This window comes from Acaryochloris marina S15 (genome assembly GCF_018336915.1).
Lineage (GTDB): Bacteria > Cyanobacteriota > Cyanobacteriia > Thermosynechococcales > Thermosynechococcaceae > Acaryochloris > Acaryochloris marina_A.
Window position 1 is genome coordinate 5810377 of the sequence record NZ_CP064923.1, and the last position, 21172, is coordinate 5831548.

General features: G+C 48.5%; 14 protein-coding genes. 5 read left to right on the plus strand and 9 right to left on the minus strand.

Going from position 1 to position 21172, the window contains the following annotated elements:
- Positions 1-8: 8 nt before the first annotated feature.
- The 5 genes from I1H34_RS26615 to I1H34_RS26635 form a co-directional block, all read right to left on the minus strand.
- Positions 9-209: a hypothetical protein gene (locus I1H34_RS26615; protein WP_212663840.1), complete on the minus strand. Its 201-nt coding sequence runs from the start codon at positions 207-209 to the stop codon at positions 9-11.
- 286 nt (positions 210-495) lie between these two features.
- On the minus strand, positions 496-5193 hold the full coding sequence (locus I1H34_RS26620) for a beta strand repeat-containing protein (RefSeq protein ID WP_212663841.1): 4698 nt from the start codon (positions 5191-5193) through the stop codon (positions 496-498).
- A gap of 173 nt (positions 5194-5366) precedes the next feature.
- Positions 5367-6323: a pentapeptide repeat-containing protein gene (locus I1H34_RS26625; protein ID WP_212663842.1), complete on the minus strand. Its 957-nt coding sequence runs from the start codon at positions 6321-6323 to the stop codon at positions 5367-5369.
- 157 nt (positions 6324-6480) lie between these two features.
- The gene (locus tag I1H34_RS26630; RefSeq protein WP_249369671.1) at positions 6481-6798 is read right to left on the minus strand and encodes a hypothetical protein; all 318 of its coding nucleotides are present in this window, start codon (positions 6796-6798) and stop codon (positions 6481-6483) included.
- 396 nt (positions 6799-7194) lie between these two features.
- The gene (locus I1H34_RS26635; protein WP_212663843.1) at positions 7195-8859 is read right to left on the minus strand and encodes an adenylate/guanylate cyclase domain-containing protein; all 1665 of its coding nucleotides are present in this window, start codon (positions 8857-8859) and stop codon (positions 7195-7197) included.
- Between the two features lie 354 nt (positions 8860-9213).
- On the opposite strand from I1H34_RS26635, the gene I1H34_RS26640 reads away from it, so the two are divergent.
- Complete coding sequence (locus tag I1H34_RS26640; RefSeq protein ID WP_212663844.1) at positions 9214-10740, plus strand: protein kinase domain-containing protein; 1527 nt, start codon at positions 9214-9216, stop codon at positions 10738-10740.
- Here the strand turns inward: I1H34_RS26640 and I1H34_RS26645 are convergent.
- Complete coding sequence (locus I1H34_RS26645; RefSeq protein ID WP_235110979.1) at positions 10737-11264, minus strand: hypothetical protein; 528 nt, start codon at positions 11262-11264, stop codon at positions 10737-10739. The two genes, I1H34_RS26640 and I1H34_RS26645, sit on opposite strands and share 4 nt — an antisense overlap.
- Before the next feature lie 467 nt (positions 11265-11731).
- Here I1H34_RS26645 and I1H34_RS26650 point away from each other — a divergent pair, with 467 nt between their 5' ends.
- Positions 11732-12700, plus strand: coding sequence for a DMT family transporter (locus tag I1H34_RS26650; RefSeq protein ID WP_212663845.1), 969 nt, complete (start codon positions 11732-11734; stop codon positions 12698-12700).
- 370 nt (positions 12701-13070) lie between these two features.
- Positions 13071-13223, plus strand: coding sequence for a chlorophyll a/b-binding protein (locus I1H34_RS26655; protein ID WP_212663846.1), 153 nt, complete (start codon positions 13071-13073; stop codon positions 13221-13223).
- A 107-nt stretch (positions 13224-13330) separates the two neighbouring features.
- Here the strand turns inward: I1H34_RS26655 and I1H34_RS26660 are convergent, their stop codons facing one another.
- The 3 genes from I1H34_RS26660 to I1H34_RS26670 form a co-directional block, all read right to left on the minus strand.
- Complete coding sequence (locus I1H34_RS26660; RefSeq protein ID WP_212663847.1) at positions 13331-15613, minus strand: family 16 glycosylhydrolase; 2283 nt, start codon at positions 15611-15613, stop codon at positions 13331-13333.
- Positions 15614-15848: 235 nt separating this feature from the next.
- A complete protein-coding gene (locus tag I1H34_RS26665) occupies positions 15849-16202 on the minus strand; it encodes an anti-sigma factor antagonist (protein WP_212663848.1) in 354 nt (117 codons plus the stop codon).
- Between the two features lie 185 nt (positions 16203-16387).
- The gene (locus I1H34_RS26670) at positions 16388-17656 is read right to left on the minus strand and encodes a glycosyltransferase (protein ID WP_212663849.1); all 1269 of its coding nucleotides are present in this window, start codon (positions 17654-17656) and stop codon (positions 16388-16390) included.
- Positions 17657-17966: 310 nt separating this feature from the next.
- Here I1H34_RS26670 and bicA point away from each other — a divergent pair, with 310 nt between their 5' ends.
- On the plus strand, positions 17967-19646 hold the full coding sequence (bicA, locus tag I1H34_RS26675; RefSeq protein ID WP_212663850.1) for a bicarbonate transporter BicA: 1680 nt from the start codon (positions 17967-17969) through the stop codon (positions 19644-19646).
- Positions 19647-19728: 82 nt separating this feature from the next.
- Positions 19729-21129, plus strand: a complete 1401-nt coding sequence (locus I1H34_RS26680; protein WP_396124529.1) for a cation:proton antiporter — start codon at positions 19729-19731, stop codon at positions 21127-21129.
- The last annotated feature ends 43 nt before the right edge of the window (positions 21130-21172 follow it).

Below are 21172 nucleotides of genomic sequence, written 5' to 3' on the forward strand. Positions count from 1 at the left end.
TCATTCGCCTAGAGATGTGCCAACTCTCCTTCAATTCCAAGCCCTTCATTCATACTTTCTACATCTAAATCGATCAGCATGAAACTTTTAATTTCTGCGTCAGATAAAAAGAGAGACTGCTCAGTATAGGAGGCAGTTGTGCTTAAGGTGTTGAGAAGAGTCATGGTTTGAATGTTTTGGAGAAGTGCTATCTGAGAGGTCTGAGTCATTGGGGTAGTCGGGGTTGGTTGCTTATAGATATAGACTAACCATTACAGTAAGCTTGAGAGTCAAGAGAAATTTGTATAAGAATAAATTATACTTGGCGTTTCTTCCATATACCTGATGGCTTAAAAGCCATATATAGAAAGACTTTACGTATGACTAATGTTTTTTTGTGGATATACATTTTGCAGACAAAAAAACTGCTCTGGCAGCACCAGAGCAGTTTTCGCTTTAAAGTCTAAGGAGTTTTACGGGGTCTTGGCCGCTTTACGACTTCAGAATTAGGAGCCCCTAGATATAGATGAAAGAGCTGTCTTCCAAGCTGAAAACAGAGTCACTCATAACATTAGCAATCAGCTCATCAGCACCACCATTAGAATCCAAATAGATTCCGGTGCCGCCCATGCCAGGTGCTGAAGCGCCTAAGACATAGTCGGATGCGGAGCCACTGAGTTGGATCATATCCTCACCTCCATTGAAGTCGGTAATGACAGCAAAGTCATTCAGACCTGCAGATGTATCATCGCCGTCGTTGTAGTAGGCAACATCACCACCGAGGACGAAATAGTCTGCACCTTCATCTCCAGTCAGATAGTCAATGGAACCACTGCCTTTGAGGGTGTCGCTGTTGGCACCGACTAAGACATCAGCACCACTCCCACCCAGAAGGGTGTCATTACCTTCGTGGCCGATTAAGGTGTCGTTGTTAGCACCGCCTTCCAGCATATCGTTGCCAGCGCCAGCATAGAGGGCATCGGTCCCGTCACCACCTAGCAGTTGGTTATTTCCAGTGCTGCCAAACAGAACATCATTGCCAACGCCACCATCTAATAAGTCATTGCCCGTATCGGCATAAAGGGAATCATTTCCTTCTCCTCCTAGAAGTGTGTCAATACCAGACCCACCGAAGAGCTGGTCATTGCCACTGCCCCCTTCGAGCACATCATTACCGCTACCACCTTTGAGGTGGTCTGCACCCGCACCCGCACTAAGGATATCGTCATTACTGCCGCCGTCTAGGGTGTCTTTACCGTCGCCACTGGTGAGGGTGTCATTGCCTGATCCACCTTTGAGGTTGTTGTTGCCACCCGTCGTGGTCAAGACATCATCCCCGGCACCTCCATCTAAACGGTCACTGCCGCTGCCACTAGAGAGGGTGTCATTTCCACCCTGGCCATAGAGCTTCACTTTGGCACCATTAGTGGATGTAATTTGGTCATTACCACTGTTGGCAGAAAGGGTTTCGATACCAACGGCATCGATATTCATGTTCAGGTCAGAGGTGCTTTGAAAGTAAGCCGTATCTGTACCTGTACCACCTTCAACAACGGTATCGTCAGCATCGAAGTAGAGTTTATCGTTGCCCGCGCCCCCGATGAGTTGGTCTGCACCTGCATCCCCTTTCAGGATGTCGTTTCCAGACCCGGCATCTAAGAGGTCATCGCCACTGCCGCCAAGCAGGCTGTCGTTTCCACTATCAGCGCTGAGGGTATCGTTTCCAGACCCACCGTCTAAGGTGTCTTTGCCCCCGGCGGTAGTCAAGCTATCGTTGCCGTCGCCACCGAATAGGGCATTGTTACCACCGCTAGAAGATAAGACATCGTTACCACTGCCACCGTCTAAACGATCGTTGCCGCTGCTGCTAGTGAGGGTGTCATCGCCAGCCAGACCATACATTTTAATGTTGGTGCCATTGCTAGAGGTGAACTGGTCGTTCCCAGCATTACCGTGAATTTCTTCAATGCTGACATCATCAATATTGAGAGTTAGACCATCGCTACTTTGGAGTTTGGCAACATCTGTACCGTCGCCACCGTCAAAGGTATCGTCACCATCGAAGTTAATGGTATCGTTACCTGCGCCGCCCAATAAAGTATCGGCCCCAGCATTGCCTGAGAGAACATCGTTGCCCTCTTGACCTTCTAGGAGGTCATCTCCCGTACCACCCGAGAGAATGTCATTGCCTGCCCCAGCAAGAATGGTGTCATTACCGATTCCCCCATCGAGATTGTCATGGCCGGTGCCTCCAGTGATGCTGTCATCTCCAGCTTCACCATGAATTTCAACATTCTCGGTCCCGGAATTGGTAAAGACATCATCGCCGCCAGAACCGTAGGCCAATTCAATTTGGCTAGCGCCTAGATCTAGGGTGACGGGCTGATTGCCTTGAGCACGAGCGATGTCGTAACCGTCGCCACCATCGACTACGGTATCATCCGCATCGAACAGCAATGTGTCAGAGCCGTCACCCCCATACAGTTCATCTGCTCCGTCGCCACCGACCAACATGTCATTCTCAGTGCCACCTTCGAGGATGTCATCCCCAGCATTACCTTCAAGGTAGTCATGGCCTGCCCCACCGGAAATCAGGTCGTTGCCTTCACCTGCGATGGCAGTATCTTCACCCGCTCCACCAGCTAGGGTATCGTCACCAGTGCCGCCTTCTAGATAGTCATTAGCTGAGCCACCGGATAACTGGTCATCACCACCGTTACCGAACAAAGCAACCGTCGTAGAAGCTGGAGTACCAGCACCATTCGTATTAGTGAAAATATCATCCCCACTATTGCCGTGGGCTTCATTAAAGCTGTTAGCACCTGCATCAAAGACGACACCTTCAGCCGATTCCACCATGGCGATGTCATAGCCTTCACCACCCAGGATTTGGGTGTCAGCAGCATCAATGAACACAACGTCATTGCCATCGCCACCTAAGAGAGTATCTGCGCCTGCACCGCCACTAATGGCATCATTGCCGCTGCCCCCATCGATAAAATCATCTCCAGCATTACCGGAGAGCCATTCGTCATTACCTGCATTACCCGAAATGACGTCAGCGCCTTCGCCCCCTTCAATGACATCTTGGCCGTCGCCACCACTGAGTTGGTCAGCGCCTTCACCGCCGCTCAAGTAGTCGTTGCCTGCATCACCTGAGAGGACATCATCTCCGGCATCACCCATAAGGACGTCTTTTTCTTCTCCACCGAAGAGGGTATCGTTGCCAGCGCCCCCTTCCAGAATGTCTAAGCCAGCTTCTCCTTTCAGGAGATCGGCATTATCGCCGCCACCCAAGGAGTCGTTGCCAGCACCGCCGTATAGCGTATCTAGTCCAGCATCGCCTTGGAGAATGTCATTGCCAGCGTCACCGGTCAGTAGGTCATCACCGGCACCGCCGAGGACTGTATCATCGGCTTCACCCCCAGAAACGGTATCATTTCCTTCGCCCCCAGAAACGATGTCGCTGCCGAGACCGCCTTCTACGAGGTCATTGCCAGCACCACCGTCGACCCAAAAGTCATCTCCTTCGCCCCCTTTAAGAATGTCATCGCCAGCATCGCCTTTGAGGACATCGTTTCCGGCATCTCCTTCTAAGACATCATTGCCGAGACCACCGCTGAGAGTGTCACTGCCGAGACCACCACTGAGCTGGTCCTGGCCTTCGCCCCCATCGACGATGTCATTGCCGGCATCACCTGTGAGAACGTCATCGCCTGCATTACCGAGGACGGTGTCATTGCCGTCGCCACCGCTAACAGTATCTTGGTCTGCCCCACCCGCAACGACATCATTGCCGAGGCCGCCTTCAACGAGGTCATTGCCTGCACCACCGTCAACCCAGTAGTCGTTGCCTTCTCCAGCATTCAGGTAATCATTACCCGCATCGCCCATTAGGACATCATTACCCGTGTTACCGAGGAGGATATCTGCACCTTCCCCACCGGACATCACATCTTCGCCAGCCCCGCCATCGATTAAATCAGCGCCTTCGCCACCGGAGAGCCAACCATCGTTACCCGCGCCACCGTCTATGGTGTCATTGCCCTGGCCACCTTCGATGGCATCCATACCCTCATCTCCAGAGAGCAGGTCATCGCCTAATCCACCACTAACAAAGTCATGACCAGCACCACCGCTGATGGTGTCTTGTCCCGCATCTCCGTAAAGAACGTCTTGGTCACCTTCGCCAGTAATAAGGTCGTCGCCTTCGCCACCGTGAATATTGTCATCGCCTTGACCCCCGGATAAGGTATCTGTACCCGTGCCTCCGTCCATATGGTCAACTTGTTCGCCGCCGAACAGGGCATCGTCGCCTGCTCCCCCGGTGAGGGTGTCATCATTGGCACCGCCATAGAGGGTATCGTTGCCTTCACCCCCATCCATGATGTCGTTACCTTCCTCGCCGTAGAGGGCATCGTTGCCTTCGCCGCCAGACATCCAATAGTCGTCACCCGCACCCCCTATCAGCTCATCGTTGCCGGCTTCTCCCATGAGGATGTCGTTGCCGGATTGACCTAGGATTTTGTCATCTCCCAGACCGCCCTTAAGGGTGTCGGCACCTGCACCGCCGTCTAGTAAGTCAGCACCAGTACCGCCGTCGATATAATCTGTACCAGAACCCGCTAATAAAGTATCTTGGCCTTCATTGCCAAGGAGGTTGTCATTGCCTGTGCCACCGGTGACAAAATCATTGCCTTCGCCGCCACTGAGAATATCGTTGCCTGCGTCTCCATGCAGGGTGTCGTCGCCAGCTTCACCGGCTAGCCAGTAGTCATCTCCTTGACCACCAATGATCATGTCTGCGCCTTGATCGCCCATGATGGCGTCTTTACCTAAGCCACCGATGAGGACATCATTACCAACGCCACCTAGTAAGAGGTCGTCGTTTTGGGTGCCGCTAATAGCATTGGGATCAGCGAAACCCGCACCACTCTCATCTACTGGACCGCTATAGATATAGTTGCCATTGGCGTCTTGTTGCCAGTTTTGGGTACCGCCTTCATCACCATGCATCCAGTCGTTGCCTTGGCTGCCAGAGAGCGTATCGTTGCCCGTGCCACCTTTAACGACATCATCACCTTCGTTACCCGAAAGCCACATATCATCGCCTTCGCCACCGATAATGGTATCGTCGCCTTCATTGCCGACGACGACGTCATCTGCTTCTGAGCCAAATAGTGCTTCGCTGTTTTCAGTACCAAATACTTGCATGGTTTCCCCCTGGTTTGTAATTCTTCTTAACGCTAATTGTTCAAGTTAACTGGAGTGTCAATAGATCAAGCTATAAAAAAAACTTATGTAATTGACACGAATAGATAGGACAGTTTGTGGACTCCATGAATAGGTGAAGTCCGGTAGATCAGAAACGATGGTTGAGATATGGATTAAGGAACAGGTTGTGGATAGCTAACGGTTGAGTTATCAACCACGATGGGTTCATCCACAATCACGTCTTCAAGATTGGCATCGATTAAATTGCTGCCAAAGAGGTTAACCCCTCGTAAATCTGCTCCCTGCAAATTGGCTCCCATGAGAATGGCTTCGCTGAGGTTGGCACCTCGCAGGTCGGCTTCACATAGACAGGCACCACCCAAGTTGCTGCCAATTAAACTGGTTTCGGTGAGGGTGGCTTCACTTAAATCTGTGCCAATGAGAACTGCATGGGATAAGTCAGCTTGTTTGAGATAGGCCCCGATCATATCGGCTCCGCTGAGATAGGCTTCTCGAAATGTGCATTGCTCTAGGGCGGCTTCATTCAAACTCGCTAGCATCAGCTCAGCCCGATTGAAATTGGCATGGCTGAGTAAGGTGCCGCTTAATTTAGCACCAATCAACTTCAGGCCCGCAAAATGGCGTTCGCCTGCGGCATATTTTGCCAGCATGCCTCTGCTGATATCTTCGTCTCCCTCAAGGACTGTCAGACTTTGGTCTTCAATCGTTTGCAGCAGTTTTAAGAGAGATTGGGATTGGGGGCCGACGGTGCTAAGCTGCTGTAATTGTTCAAACCGGCGTCCGAGCTGCTGTCGGGTTTGGTTGAGTTCTGTGAGTTGTTGATCTAAGTCTTCGATATGGCAGGCCACCATCTGCTGCATGCGCTGTTGAGCATCTTTGGACTGTTCGCCGATGTCCAGCAGTTCTTTAATTTCATGGAGGGAAAGGCCAAAGTTTTGGGCACTGCGAATAATTTGTAATCTCTCTTGGGCTGCTATGGTGTAGAGTCGATAACCGGATCGATTCCGTTCAGGTTGTTTGAGTAGCCCGAGTTGCTCATAATAGCGAATCGCTTGGGGAGAGACACCAAATTTACTGGCTAATTGGCCAATGAGCAGTCCAGTCGTCATTTTGTTATCAGGGATTGAAAATCCAGCTTTTTTATCAGTTATTCTTAGGATGCCCAAATAAAAAGGCAATTGAGCGGAGTAAAGACGACAAACTCCAGCAAAAATTGCCTCAGATAGATGTAAGGTTTATTGAAAATAGTTTGGATTTGACTATTAATTAAGCCATAGCAGCAACTAAATGATTTGTAGTTTTTGGTCCAACCTTTTCTTTGAGAATATCTTGGATTTGACGCAGATAATCTTCGGCAACTTCTTGAGGAAAGTTGAGGTGGATGGTGAGATTAGGATTGCTGCTATAGATGTGTAATGAGCCATAGGTGGGTAACCAGCCTGAGAAGCCAGCCACCTGTGTATAGGCGATAAATTGAAAAGCCCGAGTGCTGGGGTTAGAGTATTCAATTCCGCTTTCTGTAAGGGTTATAGTGACATCGCTGTTTGCATCTTTGGGATGAAAACCTTTGAATTCCATTCTCATGACAGACTCCTAGACATTGGTCAATTTGATGTGCTCAATCTGGTGTTTGCGGAGTATTCTTTTATAGAATATCTTTGCTAAGAAAGAGTAAGTTTTCTATTTGTCGTGAGTACGAAAGCAGAAAAAGAATGACTCTTCATTCAGATTGGATATTCCAATATTGCCCAAAAAGGAATGCTATCTAACTTGAAAATCATGGAGTATTTATGTCATAAGCTGATAGTTGGATTTAATTTCTATCGGAGATATATAAAACTCAAGCAATATGTTTTTTTGCCTATACAAATTAGACAGAAAGATATACATCTCAAACGATGTTTGTGAATGCTTAATAGATAAGTGGGAGTCCTAGCACTAGCCGTGGGATGGCTAGTGCTAGGACTGCACCAGAAGATTTTAAGGTTTGCTAGCCATTACAGCTTGCCCTTGGGCAGGGGGATTTTTCTGGTTCCAGAGCAGACGATACAGTTGAATGGGGTCTTGGATGCCTTTAACTTGAACTGGAGTCAACTGTTGGAGAGGTGCGTCACATTGATGTAGCTCATTTAAAGTGCTTTGGGAGATCAGGATTTCACCGGCGCGGGCCACGTCACAAATACGGCTACTGATGTTGGTGGTATTGCCAATGGTGCCGTACTGGAAGAGTTGTTCAGAACCAATATTGCCGGCAGCAACGACGCCGGTGTTAACACCAATATGAATCTGAATGTTAAAGTTCCACCGTTTAGCCCAACGTTGATTGAGTTTGGAGACGGCGTTTTGCATGGCGATGGCGGCTTTGACTGCCCGCTCCGCGTCGTTGGGATGTTGATAGGGGGCTCCCCAGACGGCCAAGAGGGCATCTCCGATATATTGTTCTAAGGTGCCTTCGAATCGAAAGACGATGCCCTCAACCATGACGCTAAAGTATTCATTTAGCATGGTGATGACTTGGCGGGGTTCGAGGCGAGAGGATAGCTCTGTAAACCGACTGATGTCAGCAAAGACGACGGTGACTTTGGTGTCAATCACCTCTAATTGGCTTTCCTCACTCAATTTTCGCCAGACGTTTTGCGGGAAAAAGCGTTCTAGTTTGGTGCGTAGAACGGCTTCCGTTTGAATTTTTTTGTAGAGATGGGCATTGTCGATTGCGATCGCAGCCTGATTCGCTAATCCAGCCAAAAATTCCAAATCCTCTCCAGAGTAGAGGGCACGGACGGAGAGATTGTCCGTGTATAAGACTCCAATCACTTCATCTCTGGGTTTGAGGGGGACGCACATGGCGGCATGAATCGCCTGCTGGACGATGGATCGCGATTCATGGAACCTGCGATCGCGGGCGGCATCATCCGTTAGGATCCCTTCTCCCGACTCATAGACAAAATTAGTGATGGTAGTGCTGTAAAAGCGGAGTCCGGTGGGAATGCCACTGCGGAATTTGATCGCTTTTTGTTCTAGCTCTTGGGTTTGGGGATTGACCAAGAGAATTAAACCGCGATCGACGGTCATAATCTCGAACAGCAAATCCAGAATTTTATCGAGCAGTTCTTCTAATTCTTTGGGAGACGATAGCTGTTGACTGACTTCTAGCAAAATTTTGAGCTTATCAACCGAGCGAGTTTGATCGTCCTGTTGTTTGAGCTTCAAACCCACGCCGGATTCGCCGGGAGCTTCAGGTTCTAGTAAATCTTGCAGTTCAATTCGAGTATTTTCAGGGGCAAAGCGACTAATGATGGACAGGGACTGATCCGGTGGTGGATTGGGGGAAGTCGGCTCAGGAATGGTAGCCGTCAAGTTCCAGGTGATTTGCATATCAATGGTCCCAAACCGGACCCGATCACCATCTTTGAGCTGGCATTGCTGAATCGGCTGATCGTTGACATAGGTATGATTGAGGCTATCTAGATCCTTGAGAACGGCTTGACCATTTTCTTGGACCTTGAGCTCAGCATGGTGACGCGATAAGCTCGGGTGCATCAACACAATATGATTATCTAATCCCCGGCCAATCGAATTGGATCCTGTAACCAAAGTGTAGGATTTGGGATTTGGTGCATTAGGGGGAGCCACTAAGTACGGCACATGCACTCCTGTCGTGGGTAACGAGTCTTGATCACAACTTTAGAGATAGTTTAACGGTTGCCAATCGCTAAATAAGGGGAAGTTAAACACTATATTAATGTCTAAATTCAAGAACTCCCAATAATGGGTGAGTTTTGGGTCGGCTCCTGCCCTGGGTGTCGTCTGAGTTATTTACACAATAAGTAAGCTCAATCACAATAAAAGGAGGGTTACCGTTTTGGCAACGGGTGATTCTCTGGGCAAGCCACGAACTCGCAAGTTTTTGCGGTGATGGGGGCAGACTGACACATATACAAATAGCGCTTGAGGTCAGACTCAAGTTATGACTGAGAGACGGGTTGAGACTGAGCTGTTATGACCAAACTCTTAAATAACCGTTATCAAGTTCTGGATGTTTTGGGGGGCGGTGGTTTTAGCACCACATTTTTGGTGGAAGACACCCATATGCCTTCCCGGCGTCGTTGTGTCTTGAAGCAGCTCAAGCCCGTGAGTGTTGACCCATCGATTCAAACCCTGGTTCAAGAGCGGTTTCAGCGAGAAGCAGCCATCCTGGAAACTTTGGGGGATGTATCAGATCAAATTCCCCGGCTGTATGCCTACTTTACGGAAGCCCATCAATACTATTTAGTCCAAGAGCTGATTGAAGGGCGAACCCTAGCAGAAGTGATCCAGACCCAACAAGCTCTGAGTGAAGCGACCGTACTCGATATTTTGATGCGATTGCTGCCGATTATTGATCTGATCCATCAACGGGGCATTATTCATCGAGATATTAAGCCGGAAAATATTATTTTGCGCAGCCAGGATGGCAAACCCGTCTTGATTGACTTTGGGGCGGTGAAAGAAACCCTCGGGACCGTGGTAAATGCCCAGGGGCAGCCGACAAGTTCGGTGGTAATTGGTACTCCTGGATTTATGTCTACGGAGCAATCCCGAGGATTTCCCACCTATGCGAGCGATCTCTATAGTTTGGGCCTAACCGCGATTTATTTGCTCACGGGTAAATTTCCCCATGAGCTGAATATCGATCCCCAGACCAGCCAGTTACGCTGGCATCAATCGGTGCTGAACGTGTCACCGGGGCTTGCCACAGTTCTTGATCGCTCCATCAACTTGGCTGCCCGTGATCGTTACGCCTCAGCGCCTGACTTTTTACAAGCACTGCGAGATAGCAGTATGAAGACGGTGGCTGATGCGGCCGTTCCGCCTCCTCCACCCGCGCCCGTCTATTCCACACCTCAACCTACTCCTCCGCCGAATGTGCAGCCGACGGATATCGCAGCTCCAACCCAGTCTCTTCTAGAGCCATCGCCCGGATTTACCCCGAAAAAAGTAGGGATACTGAGTGCGATCGCACTCGCGTCTGCTGTGGTCAGCTTTGTGGCAGTTCAACAGCTATGGCCTGTGATGGCTGGCCTTTTGGCGGGTCGTACTGAGGATCCTGATCCCACCGAGATTAGCCCTGGCGTATCGCCCAGTGAAACGCCGGACGTCACACCCAGCCCGACGCCAGACATTACACCCAGTCCGACGCCAGAAGCTTCTCCACCTGTTGAGTCGCAATTTGCTGCCATCGCCTATTCCATCCCCACAGGTATCTATGGATATGGGTTGCGTTATCCGTCACAAGCTGAAGCTGAAAAACGGGCCTTACAAGAATGTAATCAGCGTGCCCCTGCCAAAGATTGCCAAGCCTTGTTTTGGTTTAAAAATGCCTGTGGGAGCGTAGTTCGCGCCACATCTGGGGCCTATGGTTGGGCGTGGAGCGAAGACATTCAGGTGGCTGAGCAAGAAGCTCGCAAGCAGTGTTCTAGCTTTGGCGGTACCGACTGCAAAATTCTGCTGAACCTTTGCAGCGATCGCGTTATCCAGTCTAGCTAAGGGGTCGTTTTTTCTAGATATCGGCGAACCCCTATCCCCATTTGGGTGAGATTAGGGCCAATCTTCTGACTCAGCAACTCTTCCACAAACCCCGCTACTTGACTCCGTAAAAAGTCGGGAATGCCATCAATTTTCTGGGGGTAGATGATTAGCTCTCCCCTGTTTTCGACAATGGTGGTGTCTCCCTGCTCTCGAAACAGATTTTTGCCGGAACAAGACACCGCCTCGGTGAAAGCATGGGTGGTAATCCGCCACTCCAATGAAAAATCTGCTTCATTCCAAATATTATGTTCGGTCCAAGACAGCATTTGCTCGTCGATAAACGCCTTAGCAATGGTGGGAATATCACCGCCCCCATGCCACTCATTAGTACAAATCACCCGTTGATCTTCCTGGCGATAGGTCTTGGGCTCAATATGATGCACATTGTCCATATAGGGCAAGAGTTCTTGTAGCTTGTCCCGGTAAGTTGCAAATACAAGGGATCTGGGGAATGGGATTTGGGCATCTACAGAGATGTTCATATTGAGCTGACCGGTAACAAACACATATAAGCAACCGAAGGGGAGTAGGTGGATGATGGATTTACAAGCTTCTATGTAGATATCGCATTTATATGGCTTCTGCGTTTAGATGTAGCAAAAATCAATGAAATTAAAGTGTTTGTTGAATAGTTTTTTTATCGGTTTACATCATTTTAGTGTAGGGTGTCGGCAACCTCTAAACCCTTGATTGGCAAGCTTTATCTCTAACCACCTGCCTTATAACCTGGCGTGATCTCCCCTGACGCTGGCTGCATCTTACCTTGAATGCTCAAATCGAAATTTTTAAGGCTGCAAGAGGGTGAGACAATTGTAAGCAAATAGGGCGATTAATGCTCTAGCCAAAGTATTTTTTAGATTCGTTAGCGTTTTAACTCGCTTCTCATCAAAAATATCCCTAAAACAATTTAGGGAGTCTCAGTTTGTGCGTTGAAGCAAAGGTGCACCCTATGACACCCAAACTATTGCAGATCAAGCAGCCTTGGAGATTCTCAGCAGAACTGTTCCCGTTGTTAGCCATGCTAGGGGCGATTGTGGCCTTATCCTTGGCCGCTATTTTTATCAAATTAAGCGAACGAGAACTGGGACCCTTCGCGACCATCTTTAATCGCTTTTGGGTGGCCTATATTGTCCTTTGGGTTTGGCATGAATGGGAGAGTCTCCGAGGACCTACAGACGCCATAGAAGAGATCGAATATACCCGACGGGATCAAGGATTACTCGTCGCTGCTGCCCTGATGTTTTGGGGGTGCATTGCCTTGTGGGCTTGGTCTCTGACTCGTACAGAAGTGGCCAACTCAACGCTGCTGCATAATCTCACCCCTTTATTCACCACCCTGGGCGGATGGTTACTGTTACAGCAGCGGTTCGATCGCCGCTTTGTTTTAGGGCTAGTGGTGGCTATGACAGGGGCTGTTGCTTTGGGAGTGGGCGATCTCCAGGTTTCCACCTCCCATTTAACAGGCGATCTGGCCTCCCTCTTATCAGCAGTCTTTTCTGCCGCCAATTTGATGATTATTGAGCGACTGAGGACTAAGTTTTCGGTCAATACCATCCTCCAATGGTGCTGTCTGTGGGGGTCAATCTGGACCTTACCAGTGGTGTTACTCACCGAAGACCGCTTATTTCCGATCTCAGCTTCGGGTTGGCTATCAGTGATTGGTCTCGCCATTGTTTGCCAAGTGTTAGGTCAAGGACTACAAGCCTTTAGTTTGAAGCGGCTGTCATCAGGACTTGTTGGCATCTTGCTGCTCCTTGATCCAGTCTTAGCAGCCCTGACGGCTTGGGTGCTGTTTGCAGAGAGCTTGACGCTATTTAAATGGACAGCCTTTTTCGTTGTCTTATTGGGGGTCTACTTGGCTCAGTCGAGTGACGTGGGGACACAGCCTGCTGAGGCTGAACGACTGACTGAGGTTTAGATACCGCATTGGGAACCGCATTGCGACAGAATCGTTGCTCCAAGAATTTGATCAAACTGGGAATCAGGTATGTGTAAAAGCAAATTTACATATGCCGTTACAAACATCTCAATATAAAGCTACTTGGGGATGGATAGCAGAAGGATGGATTTCTGATGGAGACGGTGAGGCTTGAGATCTGAAGTTTAGATTGAAACTCATACTTTCCTTAGAGAAAGGATTTGAGCACACTTATGTCTGATTTCGTAGCTATCGATACATAGAGAATATAAATGATCAACATTGTCAAATAAACATTGTTATTTCTTTGTATTGTCGTTACAATCGTATCCATCAGGCAAAACGCCTAGCAATTACGGAGTCACATGTCATGAGCACACAGAATGAAACTTTTGGATTCACCAGCTTTGCAGAGACCTTAAGTGGTCGTCTTGCAATGGTTGGTTTTTCCTTGGCCGTGGTCACTGAAGTCCTAACTGGACAAGGGATTGTAGGTCAAATTGCAGCTTTGATGAGCTTCTAGTCTGAGGCTGCTGACTAAGCCCCATAGTTTGAGTAGAATAGTTCGCGCTTTAAGACCCCAGCATTGCTGGGGTCTTTTTTAGGATCATTCAAGTAGATGCCTGTTCATTAGACAAAGGCAAATCCTTGACTAAAGTCACTGAGAGTAACATCGGCAACCACTGCAACCAACTCATCTGTTGATTGCTTATGCCAGATTTCTGTGGAGACTTCATCTTGAGCCATTCCCAGCACATAATCTGTGGCACTCCCTTGCAATTGGATTACATCATCACTGAGGGCAAAATCGAGGATATTGGCATAGTCCGCCATACCGCTGGTGTTGACATCGCCATCGTCATAGAACAAACTGCTGGCATCTCCCAAGATGAATTGATCCAGACCGAGACCACCCATCATGGTGTCTAGACCTTCACTGCCCCAGAGCGTATCGTCCCCGATGCCACCATCTAGGTGATTGTCCCCCGTTCCACCGGTCAAGATGTCATCTCCTGCTTCTCCGGCCAGGTCGCCTAAATCCTTACTCAAAATATCATCGGCTACTCCACCATGGAGAATGCCAGAGGCATCTTGGTAGACCCGCACATAGTCAATATTGAGAGCACTTTGGTCGGGGGTGTTGGCAGTGGGTTGCCCAGGCCAATCTCCACCAATCGCCAGATTGGATATCAGGTACATGGGCACATCGGGAATATCATGGGTGATTTCATACAGGGCTTGCCCATCTACAAACCAGGTGATCTTATCGGCATCCCACTGGGCACCAAAGGTGTGAAAGTCAGCACTGAAGTCAATATTGCTAAATACCTGCTCCCCACTTTCCGAGGAAATATTGGACTGACCATCGACGTAGTGCAGGGAGGTGAAGATGCGATCCGTTTGGTCACCGAGGACTTCCATCACATCAATTTCAGGAGGCCAGCCGCCATCGGTGGGCAGCATCCAAAAGGCGGGCCATAAAGCTTCACCACTAGGAACTTGAGCTCGAATCTCCATATAGCCGTGGGTAAAGGCTTGCTTATTGTGGCTGGAGATCATCCCGGAGGTGTAGTCGAAGGTTTGAGTATTGGCGTAACCGGCGAGGGGGTCGATGATATCAGCGGCAATGCCTTGGTCCAGTTTTTGGCCGAGGAGTTTGAGCGTACCGTTCTCGATGTCCATACCGTCATAGGTGACGCCATCAATGACTTCGTTGTCCCCTACATAGTATTGGGCTTCGTTGTTCCAGAGGTTGGTCCGACCATTGTAGTGATTATGGTGGGTATAGCGAGTATTCCAGAAAGAATCATCTAAGGATGTACCATCAAACTCATCTTGAAAGACCAGTTCCCAATTGGAATCATTAGCCGGATGCCAGTCAGTGGCATTAGGGTTATCGGTATAGTCAAAGTAGTTGGCAGAGAGTACGAGGCTGTCGGCTTTGACGTTTTCGACGACGGCGATCAGTTCATCGGTGTTATCCCAGGTGCCGTTGCTATTGGTGTCTAGATAGATGCCGGCATTGTCGCCAGAAAATTGAGATTGCAGGCTGGTGGGAATATCGGAGACTACATAGTCACTGGCACTGCCATGGAGTTGAATGCTGTCTTGAAGACGATTGAGGTCTTGAATAACGGCATAATCGCTGTCGCCAGCTGTGGTGGCATTCCCATCATCGTAATAGGCCGAGATGGAATCTCCGAGGACAAAGGTGTCGGCTCCTTCACCGCCTAATAAGGTATCGATGGTGTTGACGCCTGTGTGGCTGTTGTTGGATGATCGCACACCGTCGAGCACATCATCTTGAGCACCTCCATTCAGGGAGTCGTTGCCTTTGCCGCCCCAAAGTTCGTCGTTGCTAATGCCACCATCGAGGGTGTCATTGCCATTGCCCCCTTCTAGTTTGTCTTCGCCTGTGTATCCATAGAGAATATCTTTACCGCCATTACCGTAGAGGACATCATCCCCTGCACCGCCATCCAGAAGGTCGGCTCCCCCTCGGCCATAGAGGGTATCGTTATCGTTTTCACCATAGAGAGAGTCTTTGCCTGCGCCGCCATCTAAGAAATCGATGCCTTCGAACCCGTAGATGGTGTCATTGCCGTCATTGCCATAGAGGAAATCGTCACTGACGTCTCCAAAGATGAGGTCATTGCCGCCTCGGCCGCTGATGGTATCGTCTCCAGCACCGCCATTTAGGGTATCATCGCCATCGCCACCATCCAGGGAATCGTCCCCTAAGCTGCCGTATATCTCATCATTACCTTCGTCACCAAAGAGGGTATCGTTGCCGTTATAACCGTAGAGTTTATCGTTACCTTTTTTGCCGTAAACAATATAGTCGACTAGATCTTCCCAGCCACCCCAAATATCATCTCCATCACTCAAAAAAAACGATTTTATAGTTCTCATTAACAAATACCTTTTGTGTGTTCTATGTGTCTTGAAAGATGTACTTTTGTGTCTTATTTTCCTAGCTTATTCTCTCTACTTAGCTGCAATGTCAAGAGATTGATCGATTAGTATTTCTTATGTTTTTAATAGAAATAAGTTGCATAAAATTTTATGCAACTCATTGATTCTGAAGCTTAAATTTTTGGATCTATAAAATTAGAAAATAGATTAAGTTCAGATTGAATCTATTAGTTTAAAATGAAGCTAATGGAGAATAGCCAGTAATAGAATGACGGCACTCCAGTTGAGTTGATAAATGGATGTAACCTAGTCCAACTGTGAAGTTGTAGGCTGTTTGAAAGAGTTCTGCAAGCACTTGTGCGCCATAGCTATCGATCAAGCGAGTGTTCTTAAAATCTAGAACAATATACTTATTGGAAGTGATCGCTTCACAAATAACTTGAAACAAATTTTCCATGTATTGTTGTTGGCTTTGTGTCACATACTCAGGCATCACTAATATGTAAGGCTGATAGCTTTGACGAGCAACAGAACTAGTTTTAATAGAAGTGGAAACATGTTCTTTGAGTAATGTGGCGTAAGACATGGCTAATCGGTCCAGTGAATCGTATTTGGCGCTCAGTAAAAAATACTTACTGTAGGCCAACTCATCTACTATGGCAGTCCCATGTTTGCAAACATGTTTTCGTCAGATAAAAATAGGTATAACTTTCGTATAACAATTGCTAAGAGGCAAAAAAACGGGTGTTTATCGCTTCAACCGCAATCGGTTTAGGTTGTGATTGATAAAATATGCTGTTGGTAGAGTTGACTTAACTGTTGTGCTACACCTTGCCAGCTAAAGGTCGTTTCTACGCGTTTGCGGGCGTCTAGTCCCCATTGTTTACTCAGGGCTGGATCTGCCAAAATTTGGTCAATGGCTTGGGCAAATCCAGCATTATCTTTGGCGGGGACTAGTAAGCCGGTTTCATTAGGTAGAACGGTGAACTGGAGCCCGCCTACATCACTGGCAATGACAGGTGTTCGACTCGCCATTGATTCAATGGCTACTAGGCCAAAGGGTTCATAGTGACTCGGCACTACACTGACATCGGCTGCAGCATAGTAGTAGGGCAATTCGTCATTGCTAATTCGCCCAGGGAATTGTGTATGGTTTGCCAGATCGAGGTCCTGAGCGATACCCTCGATGCGATCGCGTTCTAAACCATCTTTTTCTCCGGGTCGACTCCCGCCCCCAATAATCAGGTGTAAGGTGTCATTCTCTCTAAATTGGGATTGCGCCACGGCTCGGACGAGGGTTTCAATGCCTTTGCGGGGGTCAAAACGACCAATGTAGAACACGACTTTCGCATCTGGAGGAATACCCAACTTCTGGCGCGCTTCTGCTCGCGTCATCGCTCCATAGCGATCAATGTCGGTGCCGCAGGGAATAACCTGGATATTGCCCAGGGATGAAAGATGCGATCGCATATGCGCTTTTTCCTGGGGACTGGTAGCCACAATACAGTCCGCTGCTTCTAAGCACTTCTTTTCAATGTCGAGCCGAGTTGTCGCGATGGCAGGAATATTGGGAACATTGGCATACTTGATGGCTCCCAAGGAATGGTAAGTATGCATTTGGGCTAGTGGTTGGTGCTTTTTCAGCTCCATACCGACCCAGCTAGAAAGCCAATAATTGGTGTGTACCAAAGGATATTGAATGGCTTCTTGCCGTTGGAATCCTAAAACCTCATCAACAAATTGGGGTAAATAGCCAAAGATGTCATCTCGACTGACAAATTCCGTAGGACCTGCAGTTAGGCGAATGGTGCGACAACCGGAACAATGTTGGACCTGCTCAGCTTGTTGGGCATGTGCTTTCCGGGTGAACATATCCACCTGCCAGCCTAAGTGGGCTAGCGCTTCACCCACTTGGCGGACATAAACGTTTTGGCCTCCTGCTTCTTCAGCACCGATCTCAACTGCAGGATCACCATGGACAGAAATCAGTGCAACTCTAGTTGACTGTCCATGGGTTGAAGTTGGATGGGGTGAACTCATGGCCCTGTGCAGAACTAAGTAACACTTAGCAAGAACATTTCCAAAATTTGCAAAAAAAATCAACAAATTTTCATACAAAGCATAGCCTACAACCATCCCTTCACCGATGAATTGCTGCGTTTCTCAACAATCTGCAAGGGAGTGATGCCTTATTCAGAAATGATCCCCAGTATGCTCCCTATTCATAAGCTGGAGTTTTAGTTTCCATTAGGCATCAAAAACTGAGATGTTCTGCAGACGTTTTAGTATAGACTTAATACAATGCACTATTTAATTAGCATTGATTAAAATCAACTATAAATTCTGAGCTATGCAGATAACGAACCGAATTAACTTCCGAAATTTAAGCGGTGACCTGTTTGGGGGGATCACCGCTGCTGTTATTGCCTTACCCATGGCCCTTACCTTTGGTGTTGCGTCTGGCGCAGGTCCTGCGGCGGGCCTCTACGGTGCCATACTGGTGGGCTTCTTTGCGGCTTTGTTCGGTGGTACACCTACCCTCATCTCTGAACCCACGGGTCCCATGACCGTGATTATGACAGCGGTGATTACGAACCTCACTGCAGCAACGGATGATCCCGAAAAAGGCTTAGCCATGGCCTTTACAGTGGTGATGATGGCGGGGATTTTTCAAATTCTGTTTGGTCTTCTGCGCTTAGGGAAATATGTCACCCTGATGCCCTATACCGTTGTGTCGGGTTTTATGTCAGGGATTGGCATCATTTTGGTGATCCTGCAGTTGGGACCCTTTTTAGGTGAAAAAGCACCGAAGGGTGGCGTTCTCGGTACTCTCGGAGAGTTACCGAATCTTTTATCTGGGATTAATAGCTCAGCGTTGTTTCTGAGTCTGTTAACTGTTGCCACCATTGTCTTGATTCCCATCATTGTGCCGACTCAACTCAAGAAGTGGTTCCCCCCTCAATTGGTTGCATTATTAGTGGGTACCTTCGTTGCCATGTGGTTGTTCCCAGGTGCCATCGTTGATCGGATTGCACCGTTTGAGGCCGGGTTGCCAACCCTACGAATGCCTGTTTTTACCCAAAGTGAATTACAACTGATGGTTGTTGATGCAATCATATTGGCTGTTTTGGGTTGTATTGATGCTTTGCTAACCTCTGTTGTTGCCGATAGTTTGACCCGCACGGAGCATAACTCTAATAAGGAACTGATTGGTCAAGGAATTGGCAACCTAGTTTCTGGATTATGTGGGGGTATTGCCGGAGCTGGAGCGACGATGGGCACCGTGGTCAATATTCAAGCAGGGGGTCGCACAGCCCTCTCTGGTTTGACTCGCGCTTTTATCTTGTTGATTGTTGTCCTCTGGGCTGCACCTTTAACCCAAAATATTCCCCTAGCCGTATTGGCGGGGATTGCCCTCAAGGTCGGAATTGACATTATTGACTGGGATTTCCTAAAGCGGGCCCATCAAGTGTCTTGGAAAGGCACTGCCATTATGTATGGCGTCATTGCTCTGACGGTCTTTGTTGACCTGATGGTGGCCGTTGGTATTGGGGTGTTTATTGCTAACATCGTCACGATTGATCGCTTAAGTACCCTGCAATCTAAGTCAGTGAAAGCCATTACCGATGCTGATGATGAAATCCAGCTAACGGCGGAAGAAAAGCAGCTCTTAGATCAAGGACAAGGACGTATGTTGCTCTTTCATTTAAGTGGTCCCATGATTTTCGGTGTGGCTAAAGCCATCTCTCGTGAACAAAAAGCGCTGAAATACTGTGAGGCTTTGGTTCTAGACTTGAGTGATGTACCTCATATGGGGGTGACCTCTTCCTTGACCATTGAAAATGCGATTGAAGAAGCCCTCGACAAAGGTTGTTCTGTGTTTGTGGTTGGCGCTGCTGGCCAAACTAAACGCCGTCTAGGCAAATTAGGGATTTGGGAACGCATCCCCCCTGAGAATTTATTGGCAGATCGAGTTGAAGCGTTGCGCAAAAGCGTAGCGGGTCTTGATCACTATGCCACCTCTAGTTGAGGGTAGTTCACCCTTAATATCTGGGTGCTTTATCAAGGATGTCTTTCGAATTTGACAGATTAGTTCTAACTCAATTTTGGCTATGAATACATTCATCGATACTTTATCAATGTCACCGCTCCTCCAAGGGGGCATCTCTCAGCCCTGGCTAATCGCAACGGCTAATGCAGATGAAGCTCCCCTGATTCTCTCAGGTGTCCTGCTCACTCTGGTGGTCATTTATCTGGCCAGTAAGCTGGGCGGTGAGCTATCTCAGCTTTTAAATCTACCTCCTGTTTTAGGAGAACTAGTCGGAGGCGTGGCCATTGGGGCCTCGGCTCTTCACCTGTTGGTCTTTGCTGAAAATGGAACCGTTGCCGCTGATTCGGCCTTGATGCCCATTCTGCAGTTTATTGGTGGCAATCTCAGTGCTGAATCGATTACCTCAATTTTTGAAAGCCAGAGCGAAATCATTGAGATTTTATCTGAGCTGGGGGTGATTATTCTGTTATTTGAGATTGGCTTAGAGTCTGATCTTAGAGAGTTAACAGAAGTAGGGTATCAGGCCGTTTTGGTGGCGATTGTGGGCGTCGTTGCCCCCTTTACTGCCGGGACAGCCGGATTGATTTTCCTGTTTCATATGCCGACGATTCCAGCGATCTTTGCCGGGGCAGCGTTAACGGCAACCAGCATTGGGATTACCTCTAAAGTCTTGTCTGAATTAGGTTATCTCAAGTCTAAAGAAGGCCAAATCATTGTTGGGGCTGCCATTATTGATGATGTGTTAGGCATTATCGTCCTGGCTGTGGTCGCCAGCTTGGCTAAAACAGGCGAAGTGGATGTTGTTAATGTTCTGTATTTGATTGGTAGTGCCACCCTGTTTCTCGTGGGTTCCATCTTCTTAGGCCGATTCTTCAATCAAGCCTTTGTGACCATTGCCGATCAGCTGCAGACCCGCGGAAAGCTAGTGATTCCTGCCCTGAGTTTTGCTTTTATCATGGCCTTCCTTGCCAATGCGATTCATCTAGAAGCGATTCTGGGTGCCTTTGCCGCTGGCTTGGTGCTAGATGAAACCGATAAGCGCAAAGAGCTAGATCAACAGGTGATTCCCATTGCCGATATTTTCGTCCCGATTTTCTTTGTCACCGTGGGGGCAAAAGCAGACTTAAGCGTTTTGAATCCTGCCATTCCTGAGAATCGAGAAGGTCTCGTGATTGCCGCCTTCTTAATTGTGGTGGCAATGATTGGCAAACTAATCACTGGCTGGACCGTTGTGGGTCAGCCTGGCATTAATCGATTTGCGATTGGCGTCGGCATGATTCCCCGAGGAGAAGTGGGCTTGGTCTTTGCTGGCATTGGTTCTGCGAGTGGTGTTTTGGATAAGCCCTTGGAAGCTGCGATTATTACGATGGTGATTCTGACGACCTTTGTGGCCCCACCGTTGTTACGGGTGGCGTTTAAAAGCGGTGCCATTGCCATTGAGTCTCCGGCAACGAACAACTAATTGTGAGGATGGCTGCGATGGTCTCCGACCGGCCTGTGGCCAT